This is a genomic window from Polaribacter irgensii 23-P, assembly GCF_000153225.1.
Taxonomy (GTDB): Bacteria; Bacteroidota; Bacteroidia; order Flavobacteriales; family Flavobacteriaceae; genus Polaribacter; species Polaribacter irgensii.
The window spans coordinates 2,413,482-2,431,288 of record NZ_CH724148.1; the positions used below are offsets into that span (position 1 = coordinate 2,413,482).

Consider the following 17,807-nt stretch of genomic DNA (forward strand, 5'->3'; position numbering starts at 1 on the left):
GCTTCGCTTTTTTTTTAGTGGTACTTTGAAAACAAGTCGCGCTTTATTCTAGGGAGCTCCAAATGAAACTTTACGGCAATAATGCGAATACTCACCACGACGGAAGCTGAAATTATAAAATTGATATTTTCCGCTACTTTAAAATGTGACAATATTAAATACATCAACCCTCCAACCAAACACGCAGAAGCATAAATTTCTTTTTCAAAGATCAACGGTACTTTATTGGTCAATACATCGCGCAACACACCACCAAAAACAGCGGAAATCATACCCATGATGAGGGCTACTAAAGGATGTAAATCATACGCCAACCCCTTTTGCAATCCCAGCAAAGTAAAGACACTCAAACCAATGGTGTCAAACAAAAACATGGTTGTACTTAGATATCCAATTTTACTTTTTACCAAAAAGGTAAAAAGCACTGCCGAAAAAATAGTGTATAAATAATTTAAGTCTCCAATCCAATTGATAGGATGTGCATTGATTAAGACATCGCGCAACATCCCACCGCCAACGGCAGTAACGAATGCAATAATAATCACACCAAATAGATCTAGTTTTTTATCTGAAGCCACTAAAGTCCCACTAATCGCAAAAGCGAAAGTTCCTAAAATATCCAACACATAAATAACATCCATATTACACGGTCACTTCTGTGAATTTTATTTGGAGCGCTTTCTGAATATCATGCACTTTCTCCAATTCATTTGGTAAGATAAACGCCAGTGAAGTTCCAGTCTTTCCTGCTCTTGCGGTTCTTCCACTTCTGTGCGTATAATATTCTAATTGCTCTGGCAATTGGTGATGTATCACGAACTCTAGGCCACTTACATCGATTCCCCTTGCTGAAACATCTGTAGAAACTAAATACTGTAAATTTTCCTTTTTGAAAGCACGCATCACTTTATCGCGTTCCTTTTGTTGCATATCTCCTTCTAAAGCTGCGGTAGAAAAACCCTCTTCAATCAGAAGATTTGCTAAATTTTGAGCTCCAGCCTTCGTTCTACAAAAAATAATTCCACGCTGAGTACCTCTTTTTTCTAAAAACGTAATGATATCATTTGCCTTCGTTTTGAGGGTTGTTTTTACAAACTGATGCCTAATATTTGCATTTACCAGCGCGTTTTTATTCACCTCAACTCTTGGCGCATTCGAATCCATGTAGGTTTTAATAATGCGTTTTATTTCTTCTGGCATGGTTGCAGAAAACAACCACGTATTTCGATCACTTTGAGAAGAAAATTTTAAAATGCGGTTTAAATCTTGTTTAAAACCCATGCTTAGCATTTCATCGGCCTCATCTAAAACTACTGTTTTCACATGACTTATGTCAATATCTCCACGTTCAATAAGATCAATTAATCTCCCTGGAGTGGCAACAACAACGTGCGTAGTTCTTTTTAAGTTCCCTATTTGACGATCGATTTTCTCTCCCCCAAAGACGGCTTCAATAAATATCTTTTCTTCGTTGTACTTTGTAAATTTAAAAAGTTGCTTTTTAATCTGCTGCACTAATTCTCGTGTTGGCGACAGTACCAAGGTTTGAATGTGTTCTGAACTCGTGTCAATATGGTGCAAAATTGGCAATCCAAAAGCAGCAGTTTTTCCAGTTCCCGTTTGTGCCAATCCAATAAAATCTGTTTTCGATTTTAGTAAAATAGGAATGGTCTGTTCCTGAATTTCTGTAGGAGTAGAAATCCCTAATTCTTGAATCGATTTGATATATGCCGGAGTGATTCCTAGTGCTGAAAATGTAGCCATTTTGTTTCTAAATTTTGTGCAAATATACTTTTATTTAGCAGGTTGTAATACATTTAAAACATTTTCTCTAATTCTTGTAGGTTTGAAATTTTTTGCATTCAACATGCCCCAAACAGTTTTTGCCTTTACCAGCAATTCAGATCCCTTATAAAAAGCCATCAAACGCTCAGATTTAAAACCTCTGGTTTCTCCTACCCACGTCTTTACCGTGATATCATCGCCTAAAATTGCTTGTTTTAAATAATCAATTTCATGTTTCAACACCACCCAAATATGTTCTGGCAAAGGATTGTTCTTTGTCAAAAATTCCCAATGCTCCACGGCAACCCAATCCATCCATTTGACATACACCACATTATTTACATGATTTAATTTGTCTATGTGCTCCGCTGTTACTTTTATCTTTAATTCAAAAATATCCTTCATAGATTCCCATTTTTACAAACTTATAAATTTTAACAGTACCATAATAATTATTGCGGTTGCATTTTCAATAAAACAACTATTATTTCCGATCTTTGTGCCACTTCTATGAACCAACTAGCAAACGATTTAGGAACTCAAAAAATAAGTAAATTACTTATCAAACAGGCAGTTCCGGCAACCATAGGTATTCTTGTCATGTCGTTAAATATGATTGTAGATACAATTTTTGTAGGACAATGGATTGGAGTTTTAGCAATTGCCGCAGTTACAGTCGTATTGCCCATTGCATTTCTTATTTCTTCTATAGGAATGGGAATTGGAATTGGTGGAAGCTCCATTATCTCGCGTGCGCTGGGTGCCAATGATTCTAAAAAAGCGTTCTTAACCTTTGGAAATCAAATAAGCCTGACCGTAATTTTAGCAATTTTATTTGTACTTCTTGGCAGTATTTATAGCGCACCAATTCTGAATTTATTTGGAGCTAAAGGAGCTATTTTACCGATTGCAGCAGAATATTATAATGTCATTATTTACGGGGTTCCCTTCCTTGCTTTTGCCATGATGGGAAATCCCACCATTAGAGCTGAAGGAAAACCAAAATATGCCATGTATGCAATGATGGTTCCTGCCGTTTTAAATGTATTGATGGACATTGTTTTTATCAAAGTCTTTGATTGGGGAATGTGGGGAGCTGGATTAGCAACCTCTATTTCCTATGCAAGCTGTGGTCTGTATATTCTATATTTCTTTCTATCTTCTAAAAGTGAATTACAGATTATCCCTAAAAACTTTAAATTAGACATTCCAATTCTAAAAAAAATTGGAAAACTTGGAGGAGTGACTGTTGTAAGACAAGGTGCTGTTAGTGTGTTAATGATTGTCTTAAATTACTCCTTGTACACCTATGGTGGAGAAATCTCAATTGCAGTCTATGGCATAATCAATCGAGTTATGATGTTTGCGTTATCACCCGTCTTAGGAGTTACCCAGGGATTCTTACCCGTTGCTGGATTTAATATTGGCGCACATAAAAACGAACGCGTAAAAGAAACTATAAAAAAATCCATTTATTTTGGATCTATTCTCGGAACTCTCATTTTTATTGTAATTGTTATTTTTAAAGAAGAAATTATTTGGATTTTCACCAATGACGCAACTCTTCTAGCGCAGACGCCAGATGCCATGTTAATTGCTTTTTTAATGACGCCAATTGTCACGATGCAATTGATTGGATCTGCTTATTTCCAAGCTGCTGGTAAAGCATTGCCAGCCTTATTTTTAACACTTTTGAAACAAGGAATTTTCTTAATTCCGTTGGCGTATATTTTACCTATTTATTACGGTGTTAATGGGGTGTGGTGGTCCTTTCCAATTGCAGATACGCTGGCAACCCTCATTACAATATTGGTATTAAAACGCGAAGTGCATAAAAATTTAAAATAAATTTTTTTCGCAGCGATGGCTTTCGTAAATTTAAAAACGTTGTTCGTATTAAATATACTTAAACAATGGGTTCTCCATTTAAATTTGTACTTAGAATATCACTAAAAAGATTGAAAAAGGGGCGCAAAGCTTTAAAACTTGTATTCACTTCTTCGACAAAGTTTAAAGACATCACTTCTGCATCTGTAAACCTTCTACTGGCAATAAATCCTTTCTTTCGCAACAATGCAACTTCAGGATGTTCTTTATCAAAGCCTCTAGGAGCAGTCTTTAGCTCAGAAAAACTTTCAAATGTTCCACCAAAATGTTTGAGATAAGATGGATCTTTAAGAATTGCTTTAATTTCGGAGGCATCCAATTCGATCTCTTTTCGAATTCTAAAAAGATCCTCTTTACTAGGTTCCCAAAATCCACCTGCTAAAAAAGAAGCGCCTGGACTAATTTTTAAAAAATACCCACCTCTCAATGTAGTTCCCAATCTTGAGAATGAATTTGCAAAATGCGTCTTGTAGGGCGTTTTATCTTTCGAAAACCGCACATCCCTATAAATGCGCATCATTTTAGATTTCTCTATTTCATCGTGCTTTTGAAGTTCTTGATGTATTGCTGCAAAGACATCTTTTGCGTTTTGCTGCACTTTCTGGTAGGTCTCTTTCTGATCGGCAAACCAATCTCTATTATTATTTTGATATAAATTACCTAAATACTGAAGTGTCTCTTTCTCGAATTGCATGTGCGTCTTATTTCAAAGTACCAATTTACAAAGAATTCTATAAAAGAAAAGACACCACTTCAAAAATTTATAGCAAATAACACCTCTTTATTCCTAAAATATAGTGAAATTAGTAAACTATAGATGCATCAAAAAACAAAGAATATTCAGAAAAGATATGAAGGCTTTTTACAAACGCCGGCCTTGTGGAAAGACCATACGCTTTTTGAAATGTCTCAGTTTGAAATTCCTACAAAGCTTGTAAAATTGGCAATTGTTATTGATGAAAAGTTGCGTCTTGGGAGATACATAGAACGCTTTGTCTCTTTTCAGCTGTCACAATCTCCAGAATTCAAAATTATTTCAGAAAACGTCCAAATTCAAAAGGAAAAAATCACACTCGGCGAATTAGACTGCCTGCTAACGCAGCATGGTCAGCCCATACATTTAGAAATTTGCTATAAGTTTTACCTCTATGATGAACGTGCTGGAAATAACGAGATTGCGCACTTTATTGGTCCCAACCGTAAGGACTCTTTGTTTGAAAAGCTTACAAAATTGCAACAAAAACAATTACCGCTGCTCTATTCGGAATCCTGCACACGCTATTTAAAGAGTCTTGCATTGACATCTAAAGAAATGAAACAATACGTTTGTTTTAAAGCACAGTTGTTTGTTCCTTTTTCAAATAAAAATCTACGATTAAAAGAAATAAACCAAGACTGTATTGCTGGATTTTATGCAAATGTAAAAGATTTAGAGCAGCTCTCTAAAAGCAAGTTTTTTATTCCTGTTAAAAAAGATTGGCTGCTATCACCAAATAAAAACGTCAATTGGCAATCCATTGATCAATTTATATCTGCGACAAAAGAATCCTTAGCAAATCAATTTTCTCCCCTCTGCTGGTTGAAAAAACCGAATGGAGAAATTGAGAAATTTTTCCTGGTTTGGTGGGACTGAAAATAAATCCATTTTTAGTCAGAAAAAAAGAGGAACCTACTTTCATAGATTCCTCTTCCCAACAACTAACTAAAACAATTAATCTTTCTTTTCATCATCTTTTGAAGCTTTGTTCCAAATCTTAATTTTATCTTTTGCAACAACACCCTCGAGAACTTCTACGTTCACTCCGTCTGAAGTTCCCAATTTAACAATTCTTTTTTCAAAAACACCTTCACTTGTTTCCACCTCTACATAGGGCTCTTCTGTCTCTTTGTCAAAGCGCAACAAACCTTCTTTAAGTGCTAAAACACTGTCTTTTTTCACTAGTATAATATCTGCATTGGCACTGTAACCCGCTCTTATAAAAAACTTATCTTCCAGGGAAACATCCGCTTTAATCTTAAATTGAACAGCGCCTCCTTCTTCCGTTCCTTTCGGTGCAATAAAATTTAATTTGGCAAGAAACTTCTTCCCTTCTATAGCACCAATAGAAACTTCTATATCGGTACCTTTTACTAATTTACCAACCTCAGACTCATCTACTTTCCCCTCGAAAATCATTTTACTCATGTCTGCGATAGATGCAATGGTAGTTCCTGCATTAAAGTTATTAGATTGGATTACCTGATCTCCCTCTTTGACAGGAATTTCTAAAATAGTCCCAGACATTTGCGCAATAATATTGGTATTTGCTGCGCCTCCCGAACCTGCGGATCCAATTTTTATTATTAAATAATCATTTTCAGCATTTTCTAAATCTTGTTTTGACTGTGCGTAAGCCAATTCCACACCTTCGTATTCTGCACTTGCAATTACGCCCTTGTCAAATAAACTTTTTGATCTCTTGTAAGAAACTGCTGCATTGTTTACACGAAGTTTTGCGTTGTCAACTCTTCCTTTTGCACTAATTAAAGACTGTTCATTAGGAACTACACGCACTACAGCAATTAAATCTCCTTTATTTACTTTAGAACCTTCTAACAATACAACTTTGTCGATAATCCCTGTTATTTGAGGTTTGATTTCAATTTCCTCTAAGGGGATTACTTTACCAGTAGCCACTGTTTTTTTAATGATTGTCACTCTAAATGGAGTTTCTGTTTCGAATGCTACAATACCCTTTGCATTCTTCTTGCCGAACCAAACAAGGGCCCCAATGAAAAGTAACACAATACCTATTAAAATAATCTTTGCTCTTTTACTCATGATTTTTTGTTAAATGAAATTATTCTTCTCTTAATGCTTCTATCGGTTTTACTACGGTTGCCATGTGTGCAGGAATCAATCCGATTAAAGTTCCTAACACAACTAAAGTGACAAATGCGATTAATATAATGGGAATATTTACAGTAGGGTTTATGAGTGTGGCGTCTTCTCCTTGACCAAATGCCATGTCGATCACAAACAAAACAAAACTACCTAAAACAACGCCCAACATTCCGGCAACTGTTGTTAAAAAAACAGATTCTAAAACAATCTGTTGTCGGATACTTTTTGGCGTTGCACCAATAGCCCTCCGTATGCCGATTTCTTTTGTTCGCTCTTTAACCGTAATTAATAGAATGTTTCCAATCGCAAAAACTCCAGCGACTAATGTAGCAATTCCTACAAACCAAGTTAAAAACTGCATGCCTGTAATAAAACCGGTCACCTTTCCAATTTCTTTCCCCAAATTGACGCTACCAAAAGCTCTTTCATCCTCTGGGTGCACTTTATGTAATCCTTTCAAAGTAAGCAATACATCGCGCTCCATTTGCTCAATATCTGTACCTTCATTTGCGGTAATCATCATCCAATCTACATTGTCGGCAGTATTGTATACTTTTCTGTATGTAGTAAAGGGAATGTATGCACAATCTCCGTCAAAATCGATAGTGCTCGAGGGCTTGTAAACACCAATTACTTTATAACTGATGCTATTTATCTTTAAATATTGTCCAATTGGAAAAGCATCTATCTCAAACAACTGTTTGTACATATCTTCTGATATAACAGTTACTTTTGCATTGGTATTAATGTCGTTTTGATTTAAAAAACGGCCATATAATAACTGTTTTTTCTGAATCTGATCTAGGATTGGGTAATCACCACTCACCTTAAAACTTCCCGATTTAAAATCTTTTATAATCAGATTATTTGTTTGATTTCTCGGAGCTAACAACCTAATCTCATCAGCGTATTCCGACTTTAAAGCAGCAATATCATTCATGTTTAAAGTAAACCTTCTGCCCTCTTGAAAACCTTTGAAAGGCGTATCTGTGGACTGTGTCCAAACAAAAACGCTGTTGGTTGCGAAATTTCCAAATAACTTATTGAAACTATTTTCTAACCCCCTAGCGGATCCTAATAAAACAACCAATAAGAAAATTCCCCACAAGACTCCAATGATCGTAATGGAAGTCCGCACTTTATTTTTACGGATGCTTCCGTAAATTTCTTGCCAAGTATCTGAATCAAATAAAAATTTCATAATTAATCTCCTCTTAATGCTTCAATAGGTTTAATGTTCGCAGCTCTTTTTGCCGGTACATATCCCGCAATGAGCCCTGATAATACTAATACAATCGTTGCGCCGATAACAATTTCGGGGCTAACACTTGGATTTACAATAAAATAATCTTCTTCTAAGCTATTTCCAATTAAACTCAACACATAGGTTCCTAAAGAGAGCCCTACATACCCTGCAATGGTTGTAATTAGCACAGACTCTTGCACAACCATTCCTACGATTGATGAAGGCTGCGCTCCCAAAGCTTTTCGGATACCGAATTCTCTTGTGCGTTCTTTAATAACGAAAATCATAATATTTGAGATTCCAATAATTCCCGCAATTAGCGTTCCCGAACCGATAAAAGTGATGATTAATAGCAGTGCGAACATTACGGTACTAATAAATTTATTTGACTCTGCCATATTCCTCACTGAAAGCGCTGTCTGATCATCTGGATGAATGTTTAATTTTGCACGCATTTCGCGCTCAATTTGACTTCCAAAAGCAATGGCAGCATCTGTATTTAAATTTCGATCATATCCTACATTTATCTGGCTGATGTAGTCATTATTGCCATATATCATTTGAGCGGTAGAGACGGGTATGTAAGCCTTTCGTTCTTCATTATCACCCCCTTCATCAGAGAAGATGCCAATCACTAAATAAGAACTGCCATTTACATTGACCCTTTTGCCTACTGCGGGACGCCCCCCAAATAAATCTTCTTTAATCAACCTTCCAATAACAATTGACTTTGATTTTTCCTGAACATCTCTATTGTTTAAAAAACGACCGTCTGTAATGATGGTTTTTTCTAAAAACTGGTAATCGGGGTTTACAGCAGATACTCGATACGTACTTGCCTCATTTTTATATTTTATGGAAAAATTCTTATAAATTATGGCCGATTGATATTCAATTTTATTCTTATACGTTTTACTAACATATTCATAATCCTTATTTTTAAGCTGAATTTTCCTACCCGTTTGCAACCCTTTATATGGCTTAGAAGTTTGACGAACACGCACAGTAATTGAGTTCTCTGCGGTGTCTACAAAAGCTCCTTTGAAAAAATTTCCAAGACCATTTGCAACACCAAACAATAAGGTAAATAACAGAATGGCAAATGCAACCGTAAACCCAGACATCACAGAACGCAACCTGTTTTTGTTAATGCTTTGAAAAATTTCTCTCCAACGATCTAAATCAAACATATTTATACGGCTTTAGCTACTTTGGTAAGTGCATCACTAATAATAACTCCATCTTTCAGGCGCACAATTCTTTTTGTTTGCGCTGCGACTTCTTCTTCATGGGTAATTACGAAAACAGTCATTCCTTCGTCATTAATCGCTTTTAATAGATCCATTACCGAGTCTGTTGTTGTTGAATCAAGCGCTCCTGTTGGCTCATCTGCTAGAACAACTTTTGGGTTTGTCACCAATGCTCTTGCGATGGCTACACGCTGCTTTTGTCCTCCAGAGAGTTCGCTAGGCAAATGATTTGCCCATTCTTTTAAACCTACTTTCTCTAAATAATCCAACGCTATCTTTAAGCGCTCTTTTCTTGCCATTCCCTTGTAATATAAAGGCAATGCTACATTTTCTAAAGCAGTCTTGTAGGCGATTAGATTGAATGACTGAAACACAAAACCTAAGAATTTATTTCTAAGAATTGCGGCCTTCTTTTCATTCAAGTTTTTAATTAATTGTCCGTTTAAATAGTAATTACCACGGTCATGAATGTCTAACAACCCTACGATATTTAATAAAGTAGACTTCCCAGATCCTGAGGAACCCATAATGGATACAAATTCCCCCTCTTTAATATGCAAATCAATGCCTTTTAACACGTGTAAAGAGTCTTTTCCTATGGGGTACGATTTGTGTAAATCTTCTATCTTGATCATGCAATAATTGTTTAATATAAAAGTATTCATTGCCTCTGAGTTCTGCTACTAATTTTATGTTAAAAGCACTTGAAAACAACAATACAGCTACAACCATAAGACGCAGCAAAAGAACTTATGTTACAAGAAAGTTCAGAAAAGATGAAGTATCTTTGCAACTCACATAATTCATACTTGTTAAATGCTTGATATTCCAAAAAATAAGAAAGTCATTTTATTTGACGGTGTTTGCAATTTATGCAGTACTGCAGTAACCACCGCAATAAAATACGATAAGAAAAATACTTTCTTGTTTGCTGCCATTCAATCGGAAAGCGGCAAAAAAATTATTGCTTCTTTAAAAATCGATACTAAAAAAACAGATGCTGTTATTTTGTATGCGCCCGGAATTTCCTTCGACATTAAATCTACGGCTGCTTTAAAAGTCATGGCTGATTTTGGTGGCATCTGGAAAGCCAGCAAATTATTATGGATTTTTCCTGAATTTTTTAGAGATATCATATACGACTATATCGCAAAAAACCGCTACCAGTGGTTTGGAAAAAAAGACCATTGTATGGTTCCAACAGCAGCCTTGAAAGCCAAATTTTTAGATTAAATGAAAATTCCTAGCCCCGTAAAATGTGTTATTTTTGATATGGATGGTGTTATTATCAACTCTGAAGAAATTCATAAAAAAGCGTACTACGAAACTTTTAATTCTTTAAATGTAATCGTTTCCGACACCTTGTATAAATCATTCACAGGTTCCTCTACAAGCAATGCTTTTCAAAGATTAATCGCACATTTTAATTTAGATGAAGATCCAGAAAAGTTAGTCCTTGACAAAAGAGAACGGTATCTCGGTTTTTTTGAAAATGACCCGAATTTACAATTAGTTTATGGTGCCAAAGAAATCATACAATATTTGCATGCAAAAGGAATTACGTTAGTTTTAGCCTCCTCTTCTGCAATGGTAAATATCGACCGTGTTTTTAATCGCTTTCATCTACAGCAATACTTTACCGCAAAAATTAGTGGAGCCGATTTAATAGCATCGAAACCGCATCCAGAAATATTTAATAAAGCAGTGATTTTGAGCAACTTTAAGAAAGAAAATTGCATCGTTATTGAAGATTCCGATAACGGAATTAAAGCTGCAAATGACGCCCAAATATTTGTCTTTGGTTATGCCAATAAATTATCTGAAGGACAAACTTTAGAAAATGCAAACCTTGTGATTGATAATTTTAATGCGTTAAAAGAATTTGTCTAAAATAAAAAACATCGCAACAGGTTTACCGATCAATTAAAGATAAAAAAATACACTTGATAGTTGCTGTTTTAATTTCTAGAGGACTACAAAAAAATGGAAACCTTGCTATTAAAGTATAAAACAAGAATTTAAAAGTTCAATTTTTGATTTCAAACGTACAAAGAACTTCAACAGCATAAATTTAATACAATGCTACGGCTGTTAAAAACGAATAGATTCGTAAGATCTGTTGTGTCTTAACGAGCTTCACAGCCGCTGTTTTAGGATTCTTGAGGCACCTCAGGTAATTTATTCTTAAAACTGGGTGCGTTCTCTCGATAAGAAATTAATTTCTTTTTTGAAATAAGAACAAGCAAGTCTTCGTGCAATGTAAACAAGGTCGCTGCTCTGAAGGACTGCATTAACAGTCGCTCTATTTCTACAATAGCCAGCTCAAGAGAAAGCTGCTGGAATTGATTGTCCGTTTCTTCTCGGTATTTAAATTGAAAAACCTCTTTGCCATCGACAAAAAACAAACGAACATATACATTCTGCACGCCCTCCTTTTTTCGCAATGGCTTACTTATTGTTAACTTCACAAAGGCGTCGTCTAGTAAGCTTTGTTTAAATACATTAAATAAGTGCATCATTGAATCCATATGACAAAGGTAAAATCTTTCGAGCAAAAGACATCACTTTTAAAGGATGTCTTTTGCTTACATTATAATTTATTCTTCTTTTTGAAGTCCATTTCACTTTCTAAGCCTGAAGTGCTAGTACCTTTGGCAAATTGGGTGTTTTTACAACAAATGCCTCCAAAACGTGGAAGAAATTTAAAATGTCTACTTTTTCATTATTAGCGTTGATAGTTACCAAGCGAACAAAAGTATCTTCTTCAAAAGAACCAAAGCCAACTACTGTAATCTGCTGCTCGTATAAGGCCGTGCAAAGCGCCATAGGTTCAATGTCTTTGTAATTAAAACAAACAGAAATGGAATCATTAAAACTATACAAGGTATACTCTGAATGGGATCTAATATAATCTAAAGCGATGTCTGCTAAACTAAATTGTTGGTCTACAATATTCTTCAACCCACTGGTCCCTATAGATTTCCACAAAGTCCAAAATTTTAGAGCATCATTTCTTCTACCACATTGAAAAGAGGTTTTTCCTAAATTGAAATCATCTCCATCTGTCTGATACAGGTAGTCTGCGTCATTACTAAAGGAATCATGCAGGTGTTTTTTATCATTCACTAAAAGAATAGAACAAGTCAGAGGAGTTCCTAACATTTTATGCGCATTGTAACTAAAAGAGTTCGATCGAGAGACTCCTGAAACCAAATGCTTATACTGGTCACTAAATATCACACTTCCACAATAGGCGCCATCAACATGCAGCCACATTTCATACTTTTCTGTAATATCTGCAATGGCATCAATCGGATCAAAAGCACCGAGGACAGTGGTTCCTGCAGTAGCATTTACGTAGGTTGGAATGCCACCGTTCTTCATGTCTTCGATAATTTGTGCTTCTAGCAAACGTGGAAGCATTCTTCCTTCTGCATCTGTTGCAATATAGCGCATATTATTACGCCCAATACCTGCAAAACTTACATTTTTGTCGTTTGAATAGTGTGCCTCTTTAGAGGTATAAACAATCAAAGGTTTCGTCATTCCATCCAAACGGCACTCTGGATCTTTTGCATCCCGTCCCATCACCAAAGCCATATAATTACTCATAGAGCCTCCTGTTGGAAATGTTCCATTACTCGCTGCACCGTAACCAATTAAATGACACGATTGGCGAATAATTTCTTGTTCGATTCCTACTTGTGGACCTGCTACTTTGTAGGTATACATGCTATTATTTAGCAATACTGCTAGTAAATCTCCTAAAACAGCTTTGCTTTGTCGTCCTCCAAAAAGTTGGTTGAAAAATAAATTTGTTGCTGTTTTTGGAGTAGAAACCAACACGTCGCGCAAAACCTCTTTGAATTCAGCATCGACCATTTCTTCCGCATTTAGGGAAAGGTCAAGAACGTCATACAATTTATTAGCTTCGATTCTTTCAGCTACAGGGTGTATCCCCTCTTCTGTAATTAAAACCTCCACAAGTTCGTTAAACATTGCAAGGTCTTTCGTTATGTTAGACATAGTATTTTTTTCTTTAAAATTTTAGTATTTTCTTAGGCACGTGTATCGTACCCCAATTGTTTGTCTGCAAATGTTTCTGATTCCACATCAAAAACTCTGCATTTACGAATTGGTTTTGCATACAAATGCAATGACATGCACTTTTCACCTGATATATTTTCCAAAGTATGAAACCCCATAAAGTCTTTCATATAAGTAACTTCATTGACATTTGAAATACCCATCCTTTCAAACTGTAGAATCCCTATGTCATCTGCCTTGTAAATCGTTTCCTTAAAAGCTCCTGAAATTACCTTTACCCAACATTCTTCGCCGTCATGGTCATGAATTGGAGTAGCCTGACCAGCACACCAACAAATTAAAATAAGCTCATACTTTTCTGTGTCTACAATGCAGTTTCTAGTATAACAAGTATCTGACCATGAAGCGTACTTCTCTAAAATAGTTGGAGTAAATTTTATAGCGTGCATTAAATGATTGTAAGTCGTCCTCTCTCCTTCTGAAAGTGCGCTTATTAAACTTTCCAAGTCTTGAGGTATGGCAGCATGCTCTTTCTTCGTCTTCAAAATATGCTTCTTTTTTTGTTACAGACAAACGGAGCGTTTGCTTGTGCGTAAACTTTTGGATAAAAATTAAAACTTCCTATAAACTCAAAGATAGTGAATTTGACCCTTTTCACATATGTTTTGTTCATTTTAGTGTGAATTTAATTCAAATTCACATAATTTCTTGTTTTTTTCACTAATTTCGAAAAGTTCAAAAAGTTAAATTCTGTGTATTTTAAAATCTTAAAAACATTAAAAAAATAAAATTAAGAGTATGGAAGACCCAAATTTTATAATAAAAATTGCCGTGTTAGCATTCTATGTTGGAATTTTATTTTTCATCGGTATTATGGCCTCTCGGCGGGTAAAAAGCATGAGTGACTATTATGTTGGAGGAAAAAAAATGGGCTTTTGGGCAGTAGCATTTTCAGCGAGAGCTACTGGTGAATCTGGGTGGTTACTTATTGGACTTACCGGCATGGGTGCGATTGCAGGATACTCCGGATATTGGGTCGTAGCTGGAGAACTTCTTGGTGTCTTTATATCTTGGCAGTATATGGCAAAGCGCTTCAAAAAAAGATCAGATGCATACGGAGCCATCACAATTCCAGATTATCTGCAAAGCCATTTCCAATCATCTACACATACCCTACGCATCATATCAGCGGCAGTGCTCGTTATTTTTATTGTGATCTATGTCGCCTCACAAATAGACGTTACTGGCATCGCTTTTAAATCAATGCTTGGTATTGATTATAAAATTGGTGCAATTATAGGTTTTGTAATTGTACTCGCCTACATCTTTATAGGAGGCTTTATTGCAGCAGTTTGGTCAGATTTATTTCAAGGCTTACTTATGTTTTTAGGTTTGGTATTGCTTCCAATTGTCATTTGGTTTTCTATGGACCACGGTGCGGGTGTTACCGAAGGCTTAAATGCTATAGACCCCACGCTCACTCAAATAATGGGAAGAAGCTCAGATGGGTGGATGAACCTCTTTACAATTTTAGGGTTTTCTATGATTGGCCTTGGCTTTTTGGGTTCACCTCAAGTTTATGTCCGTTTTATGTCCATCAAAAACTCCAAAGAGATAGACAAAGGAAAATGGGTAGCCACAGCGTTTACATTACTCACCGACGCTGCTGCCGTAACTATTGGAATCCTTGCCAGAATTTATTTCACAAAAGAAGGACAAGATCCAGAAACTATTCTTGGAAATAGTGGTGAGAACGTATTGAGCATGGTTACAGAAGAATTTTTACCAACCATCTTAGTGGCTATTTTTGTTGCGATTGTTTTATCTGCCATCATGTCTACCATAGATTCTCTGTTAATATTAGCTTCAAGTGCCATTACGCGCGATTTCTACCAAAAAATATTTAGACCTGAGATCAAAGATGAAAGTTTGACAAAAATATCAAGAATTTCTACCGTTATAATGGCGTTTACAGCGCTAATCATTGCAATGATTATCAATTATGTTTCTCCGGACAGGCAAGTTTTCTGGGTCATACTTTTTGGGTGGTCAGGAATCGCTGCCACTTTTTGTCCCGTTATTATCCTTTCACTATTTTGGAAAGGGTATTCTGAAAAAGGCGCTATTGCTTCGATGATCTCCGGATTTATGTCTGTGATTGTATTTAATTTTTTCTTCAAGGAAATGGCTAGTGTAGGCGCATATTTTATTGCCTTGGATGTATTAACGCCTTCCTTTGCGGTTGCCATGCTTGTTGGATTTTTAGTTTCAAAAAAATATCCCCCTAGAACTAAAGCTGTGCAAATGATCGAAGAAATTGACGCTGCTCCTGAAAAAGAATAAATATCAAGCAACGAATTCATAAGAATAAGGAGCCATATTTTAAAATACATTTGCGCTAGATGCGACCGTTTAGAAAAGAATAAAAACAACGTTTCTTTTAATTATTGCGCAAATAGCGCTCTAAATAAAAGAAGTGCATGTGCCATCACTCCCTATTTTTGTATGGCTCTTCTGAGGCTTTATTTTTTCTTAATTCACAAAAATTTAACCATATTACAACAGAATATTATTATTTTTACTAGATGCAAAAAATATTACTATTATTGTGTTTACTGTTCGCGGTAAATGTTTTTTCACAGGCAGATTCTTTAAAAGTAAAAGTTTTAAAAGGACAAATTATTCACGCTGAAAATGATAAGGTCTTAAGCGCTGCCCATGTATTAAACTTGAATACGGTGCAAGGAAGCATTACGAATGATACCGGTTATTTTGAGTTACCTGCAAGAGTAAATGACACCATATTGGTTTCTTACCTCGGTTACTCTAGTATTAAATTAAAAATCACGAACGACTTATTGAAAGGGAATGAGTTAGAAATCGCCCTATATGAAAAACCAGAAGACATTCGAGAAGTAGTCATTAGATCTACAAATTTAATCGGAGTTCTTGAAATTGATGTGAAACAAGTTCCTCAAGACCGATTTACAAGAATTCACATCAATGGATTACCACAAACATACGAAGTTGGAAGAGCAAAGACCAAAAGCTTCTCTACTCCTATTGCTGCTTTGTTTCAACCTGTTGATTTCTTATATAATCTTTTTGGAAAAAAACCAAAACAATTGAAAAAATTACAGAAGTTAAAAAAAGAAGACAATCTGCGTAAAATGCTTGCTGGAAAATTTGATAGAGAAGTTATGATGGAATATTTAGAGATGGACCGTCAAGAGCTTTCAGAATTATTAATTGACTGCAGTTACTCTGATTACTTTATAAAAAAAGCATCAGATCTTCAAATGATTGAAGCTGTTTTGGATTGTTATGAAAATTACAAAGCTTTAAAAATGGGTAAAATAGAGCGAAATAAGATTCCTGTTAAAAATTAGATCGCTAGTAGGCTTCCATACCATTTCAATACGCAAAGGAAATGCTGATTGCGTGTTGGTTGTACCTAATGTTCAAAAAGAATGCAGTTCTTTTTTACCGGCAATCCTTTTAAAAATAATTTGTATGTGGTAAACAAGTTGTACGCCAGTTAAACGAAATGCTAGCACCACTAAGAATTCTGCAGTATCTATTTATAGAATTGTTAACAGCCCCTTATACATAGCATAAAACTTTAAAACAAAAAAAATCCAGCAATAGCTGGATTTTTTTTACTGTTGTAGTAGACTGTATTTATTGATTTCCTAAAATAATAGGCATTCCTGTCTTACCAGAACCAATCACAACCACCTTACTATTTGAAGATTTTGACAACTCTATTGTTGCTTCAATTCCTTTATCTTGTAAAATTTTCTCAGTTAAAGATGCACTTAAAATTCTGTTCGCATCTGCTTTACCTTGCGCTTCAATAATTTGTTTTTCAGCTTCTTTTTTAGCGGTAACCAATCTGAATTCATATTCTAAAGATTCCTGCTCTTGCTTCAATTTACGCTCAATCGCCGTTTTAATGGTTGTTGGTAAAGTAACATCTCTTACCAAAATGTCATTTAATTGAATGTACTGTCTGTCTAATATTTTTTTTGTTTCTTCAAAAATTTCTGTTTGTATCACATCTCTCTTACTAGAATACAATTGCTCCGGTGTATATCGTCCTACAACACTTCTTGCTGCAGATCTCACTGTCGGTTGTATCACTCTAGAAATATAATTTTCACCTTTTTCTTGATGCAAAGATCCTATTTTATCAGATTGCGGCTGAAACCAAACAGAAGCTTCTAATTGAATCTCTAAACCATTAGAGGACAATACTTGCATTTTCTCGTAAATTTCCTGCTGTCTTACTTCATAAATAAAAATTTTATTCCAGGGTGCAACGACTTGAAAACCTTCTCCTAAAGGCGGTTCATCAGTTACAACACCACCACCAAACGTTTTGTACAAAACCCCTGCTTGACCAGAATTTATGGTCACTGTAGATTTTGAGAATAAAATGATTGCAACGACTGCTAATACTATAATTAAAATTCCTCCTTTTGGAAATTTTATGTCTAATTGATTGTTTGCCATTTTCTTTAATTTTAAATTCATACAAATTTACGATATAAATTTAAGGAAACACAATGTATATGGTTATAATCTTTAGCAGACTTTTAGAATATAATTACAAGTTATTGGATTTCATAGAGCGCACGAATCAAGATATAAACCAAAACAAACTCTGAGTATATTTTAAAAAATAAAGCAATAAATGACTGCGAAC

At 35.3% G+C, this 17,807-nt stretch carries 18 protein-coding genes; 6 read left to right on the plus strand and 12 right to left on the minus strand.

Translation table 11 applies throughout. From position 1 onward, the window contains the following. Window positions 1-14: 14 nt before the first annotated feature. Genes PI23P_RS10725 through PI23P_RS10735 form a run of 3 tightly spaced genes read right to left on the minus strand, consistent with a single transcriptional unit; the run spans window position 15 to window position 2,190 of the window. A complete protein-coding gene (locus PI23P_RS10725) occupies window positions 15-641 on the minus strand; it encodes a trimeric intracellular cation channel family protein (RefSeq protein WP_004570878.1) in 627 nt (208 codons plus the stop codon). 1 nt (window position 642) lies between these two features. Continuing rightward, on the minus strand, window positions 643-1,764 hold the full coding sequence (locus PI23P_RS10730; RefSeq protein WP_004570879.1) for a DEAD/DEAH box helicase: 1,122 nt from the start codon (window positions 1,762-1,764) through the stop codon (window positions 643-645). Window positions 1,765-1,794: 30 nt separating this feature from the next. Further along, window positions 1,795-2,190 (minus strand): acyl-CoA thioesterase, encoded by a 396-nt coding sequence (locus tag PI23P_RS10735; RefSeq protein WP_004570880.1) that lies wholly within the window; start codon window positions 2,188-2,190, stop codon window positions 1,795-1,797. A 105-nt stretch (window positions 2,191-2,295) separates the two neighbouring features. On the opposite strand from PI23P_RS10735, the gene PI23P_RS10740 reads away from it, so the two are divergent. After that, a complete protein-coding gene (locus tag PI23P_RS10740; RefSeq protein ID WP_004570881.1) occupies window positions 2,296-3,633 on the plus strand; it encodes an MATE family efflux transporter in 1,338 nt (445 codons plus the stop codon). Window positions 3,634-3,691: 58 nt separating this feature from the next. Here PI23P_RS10740 and PI23P_RS10745 read toward each other — a convergent pair whose 3' ends face one another. Continuing rightward, window positions 3,692-4,366, minus strand: a complete 675-nt coding sequence (locus PI23P_RS10745) for a DUF2461 domain-containing protein (protein ID WP_004570882.1) — start codon at window positions 4,364-4,366, stop codon at window positions 3,692-3,694. A 123-nt stretch (window positions 4,367-4,489) separates the two neighbouring features. On the opposite strand from PI23P_RS10745, the gene PI23P_RS10750 reads away from it, so the two are divergent. After that, window positions 4,490-5,305 (plus strand): DUF1853 family protein, encoded by an 816-nt coding sequence (locus tag PI23P_RS10750; protein ID WP_004570883.1) that lies wholly within the window; start codon window positions 4,490-4,492, stop codon window positions 5,303-5,305. 78 nt (window positions 5,306-5,383) lie between these two features. On the opposite strand, the gene PI23P_RS10755 is transcribed toward PI23P_RS10750, so the two are convergent. Genes PI23P_RS10755 through PI23P_RS10770 form a run of 4 tightly spaced genes read right to left on the minus strand, consistent with a single transcriptional unit; the run spans window position 5,384 to window position 9,687 of the window. After that, on the minus strand, window positions 5,384-6,493 hold the full coding sequence (locus tag PI23P_RS10755; protein ID WP_004570884.1) for an efflux RND transporter periplasmic adaptor subunit: 1,110 nt from the start codon (window positions 6,491-6,493) through the stop codon (window positions 5,384-5,386). Window positions 6,494-6,512: 19 nt separating this feature from the next. Beyond that, window positions 6,513-7,757: an ABC transporter permease gene (locus PI23P_RS10760; protein WP_004570885.1), complete on the minus strand. Its 1,245-nt coding sequence runs from the start codon at window positions 7,755-7,757 to the stop codon at window positions 6,513-6,515. 2 nt (window positions 7,758-7,759) lie between these two features. Beyond that, complete coding sequence (locus PI23P_RS10765; RefSeq protein WP_004570886.1) at window positions 7,760-8,992, minus strand: ABC transporter permease; 1,233 nt, start codon at window positions 8,990-8,992, stop codon at window positions 7,760-7,762. Window positions 8,993-8,994: 2 nt separating this feature from the next. After that, window positions 8,995-9,687: an ABC transporter ATP-binding protein gene (locus tag PI23P_RS10770; protein ID WP_018942513.1), complete on the minus strand. Its 693-nt coding sequence runs from the start codon at window positions 9,685-9,687 to the stop codon at window positions 8,995-8,997. A gap of 181 nt (window positions 9,688-9,868) precedes the next feature. On the opposite strand from PI23P_RS10770, the gene PI23P_RS10775 reads away from it, so the two are divergent. Beyond that, entirely contained in the window at window positions 9,869-10,285 is a 417-nt protein-coding gene (locus PI23P_RS10775; protein ID WP_004570888.1) for a thiol-disulfide oxidoreductase DCC family protein, read from the plus strand. After that, a complete protein-coding gene (locus PI23P_RS10780) occupies window positions 10,286-10,942 on the plus strand; it encodes an HAD family hydrolase (RefSeq protein WP_004570889.1) in 657 nt (218 codons plus the stop codon). A 260-nt stretch (window positions 10,943-11,202) separates the two neighbouring features. Here the strand turns inward: PI23P_RS10780 and PI23P_RS10785 are convergent, their stop codons facing one another. The 3 genes from PI23P_RS10785 to PI23P_RS10795 form a co-directional block, all read right to left on the minus strand. Then, on the minus strand, window positions 11,203-11,580 hold the full coding sequence (locus PI23P_RS10785; RefSeq protein ID WP_004570890.1) for a hypothetical protein: 378 nt from the start codon (window positions 11,578-11,580) through the stop codon (window positions 11,203-11,205). A 100-nt stretch (window positions 11,581-11,680) separates the two neighbouring features. Beyond that, entirely contained in the window at window positions 11,681-13,078 is a 1,398-nt protein-coding gene (locus PI23P_RS10790; RefSeq protein WP_004570891.1) for a pyridoxal phosphate-dependent decarboxylase family protein, read from the minus strand. Between the two features lie 32 nt (window positions 13,079-13,110). Further along, window positions 13,111-13,644, minus strand: a complete 534-nt coding sequence (locus tag PI23P_RS10795) for a cysteine dioxygenase (RefSeq protein ID WP_004570892.1) — start codon at window positions 13,642-13,644, stop codon at window positions 13,111-13,113. Window positions 13,645-13,897: 253 nt separating this feature from the next. Between PI23P_RS10795 and PI23P_RS10800 the strand changes: the two genes are divergently transcribed. Then, the gene (locus PI23P_RS10800) at window positions 13,898-15,442 is read left to right on the plus strand and encodes a sodium/proline symporter (RefSeq protein ID WP_004570893.1); all 1,545 of its coding nucleotides are present in this window, start codon (window positions 13,898-13,900) and stop codon (window positions 15,440-15,442) included. A 242-nt stretch (window positions 15,443-15,684) separates the two neighbouring features. Then, window positions 15,685-16,488 (plus strand): carboxypeptidase-like regulatory domain-containing protein, encoded by an 804-nt coding sequence (locus PI23P_RS10805; protein WP_004570894.1) that lies wholly within the window; start codon window positions 15,685-15,687, stop codon window positions 16,486-16,488. A 292-nt stretch (window positions 16,489-16,780) separates the two neighbouring features. On the opposite strand, the gene PI23P_RS10810 is transcribed toward PI23P_RS10805, so the two are convergent. Continuing rightward, window positions 16,781-17,614, minus strand: coding sequence for a prohibitin family protein (locus PI23P_RS10810; RefSeq protein ID WP_026288495.1), 834 nt, complete (start codon window positions 17,612-17,614; stop codon window positions 16,781-16,783). Window positions 17,615-17,807 lie beyond the last annotated feature (193 nt).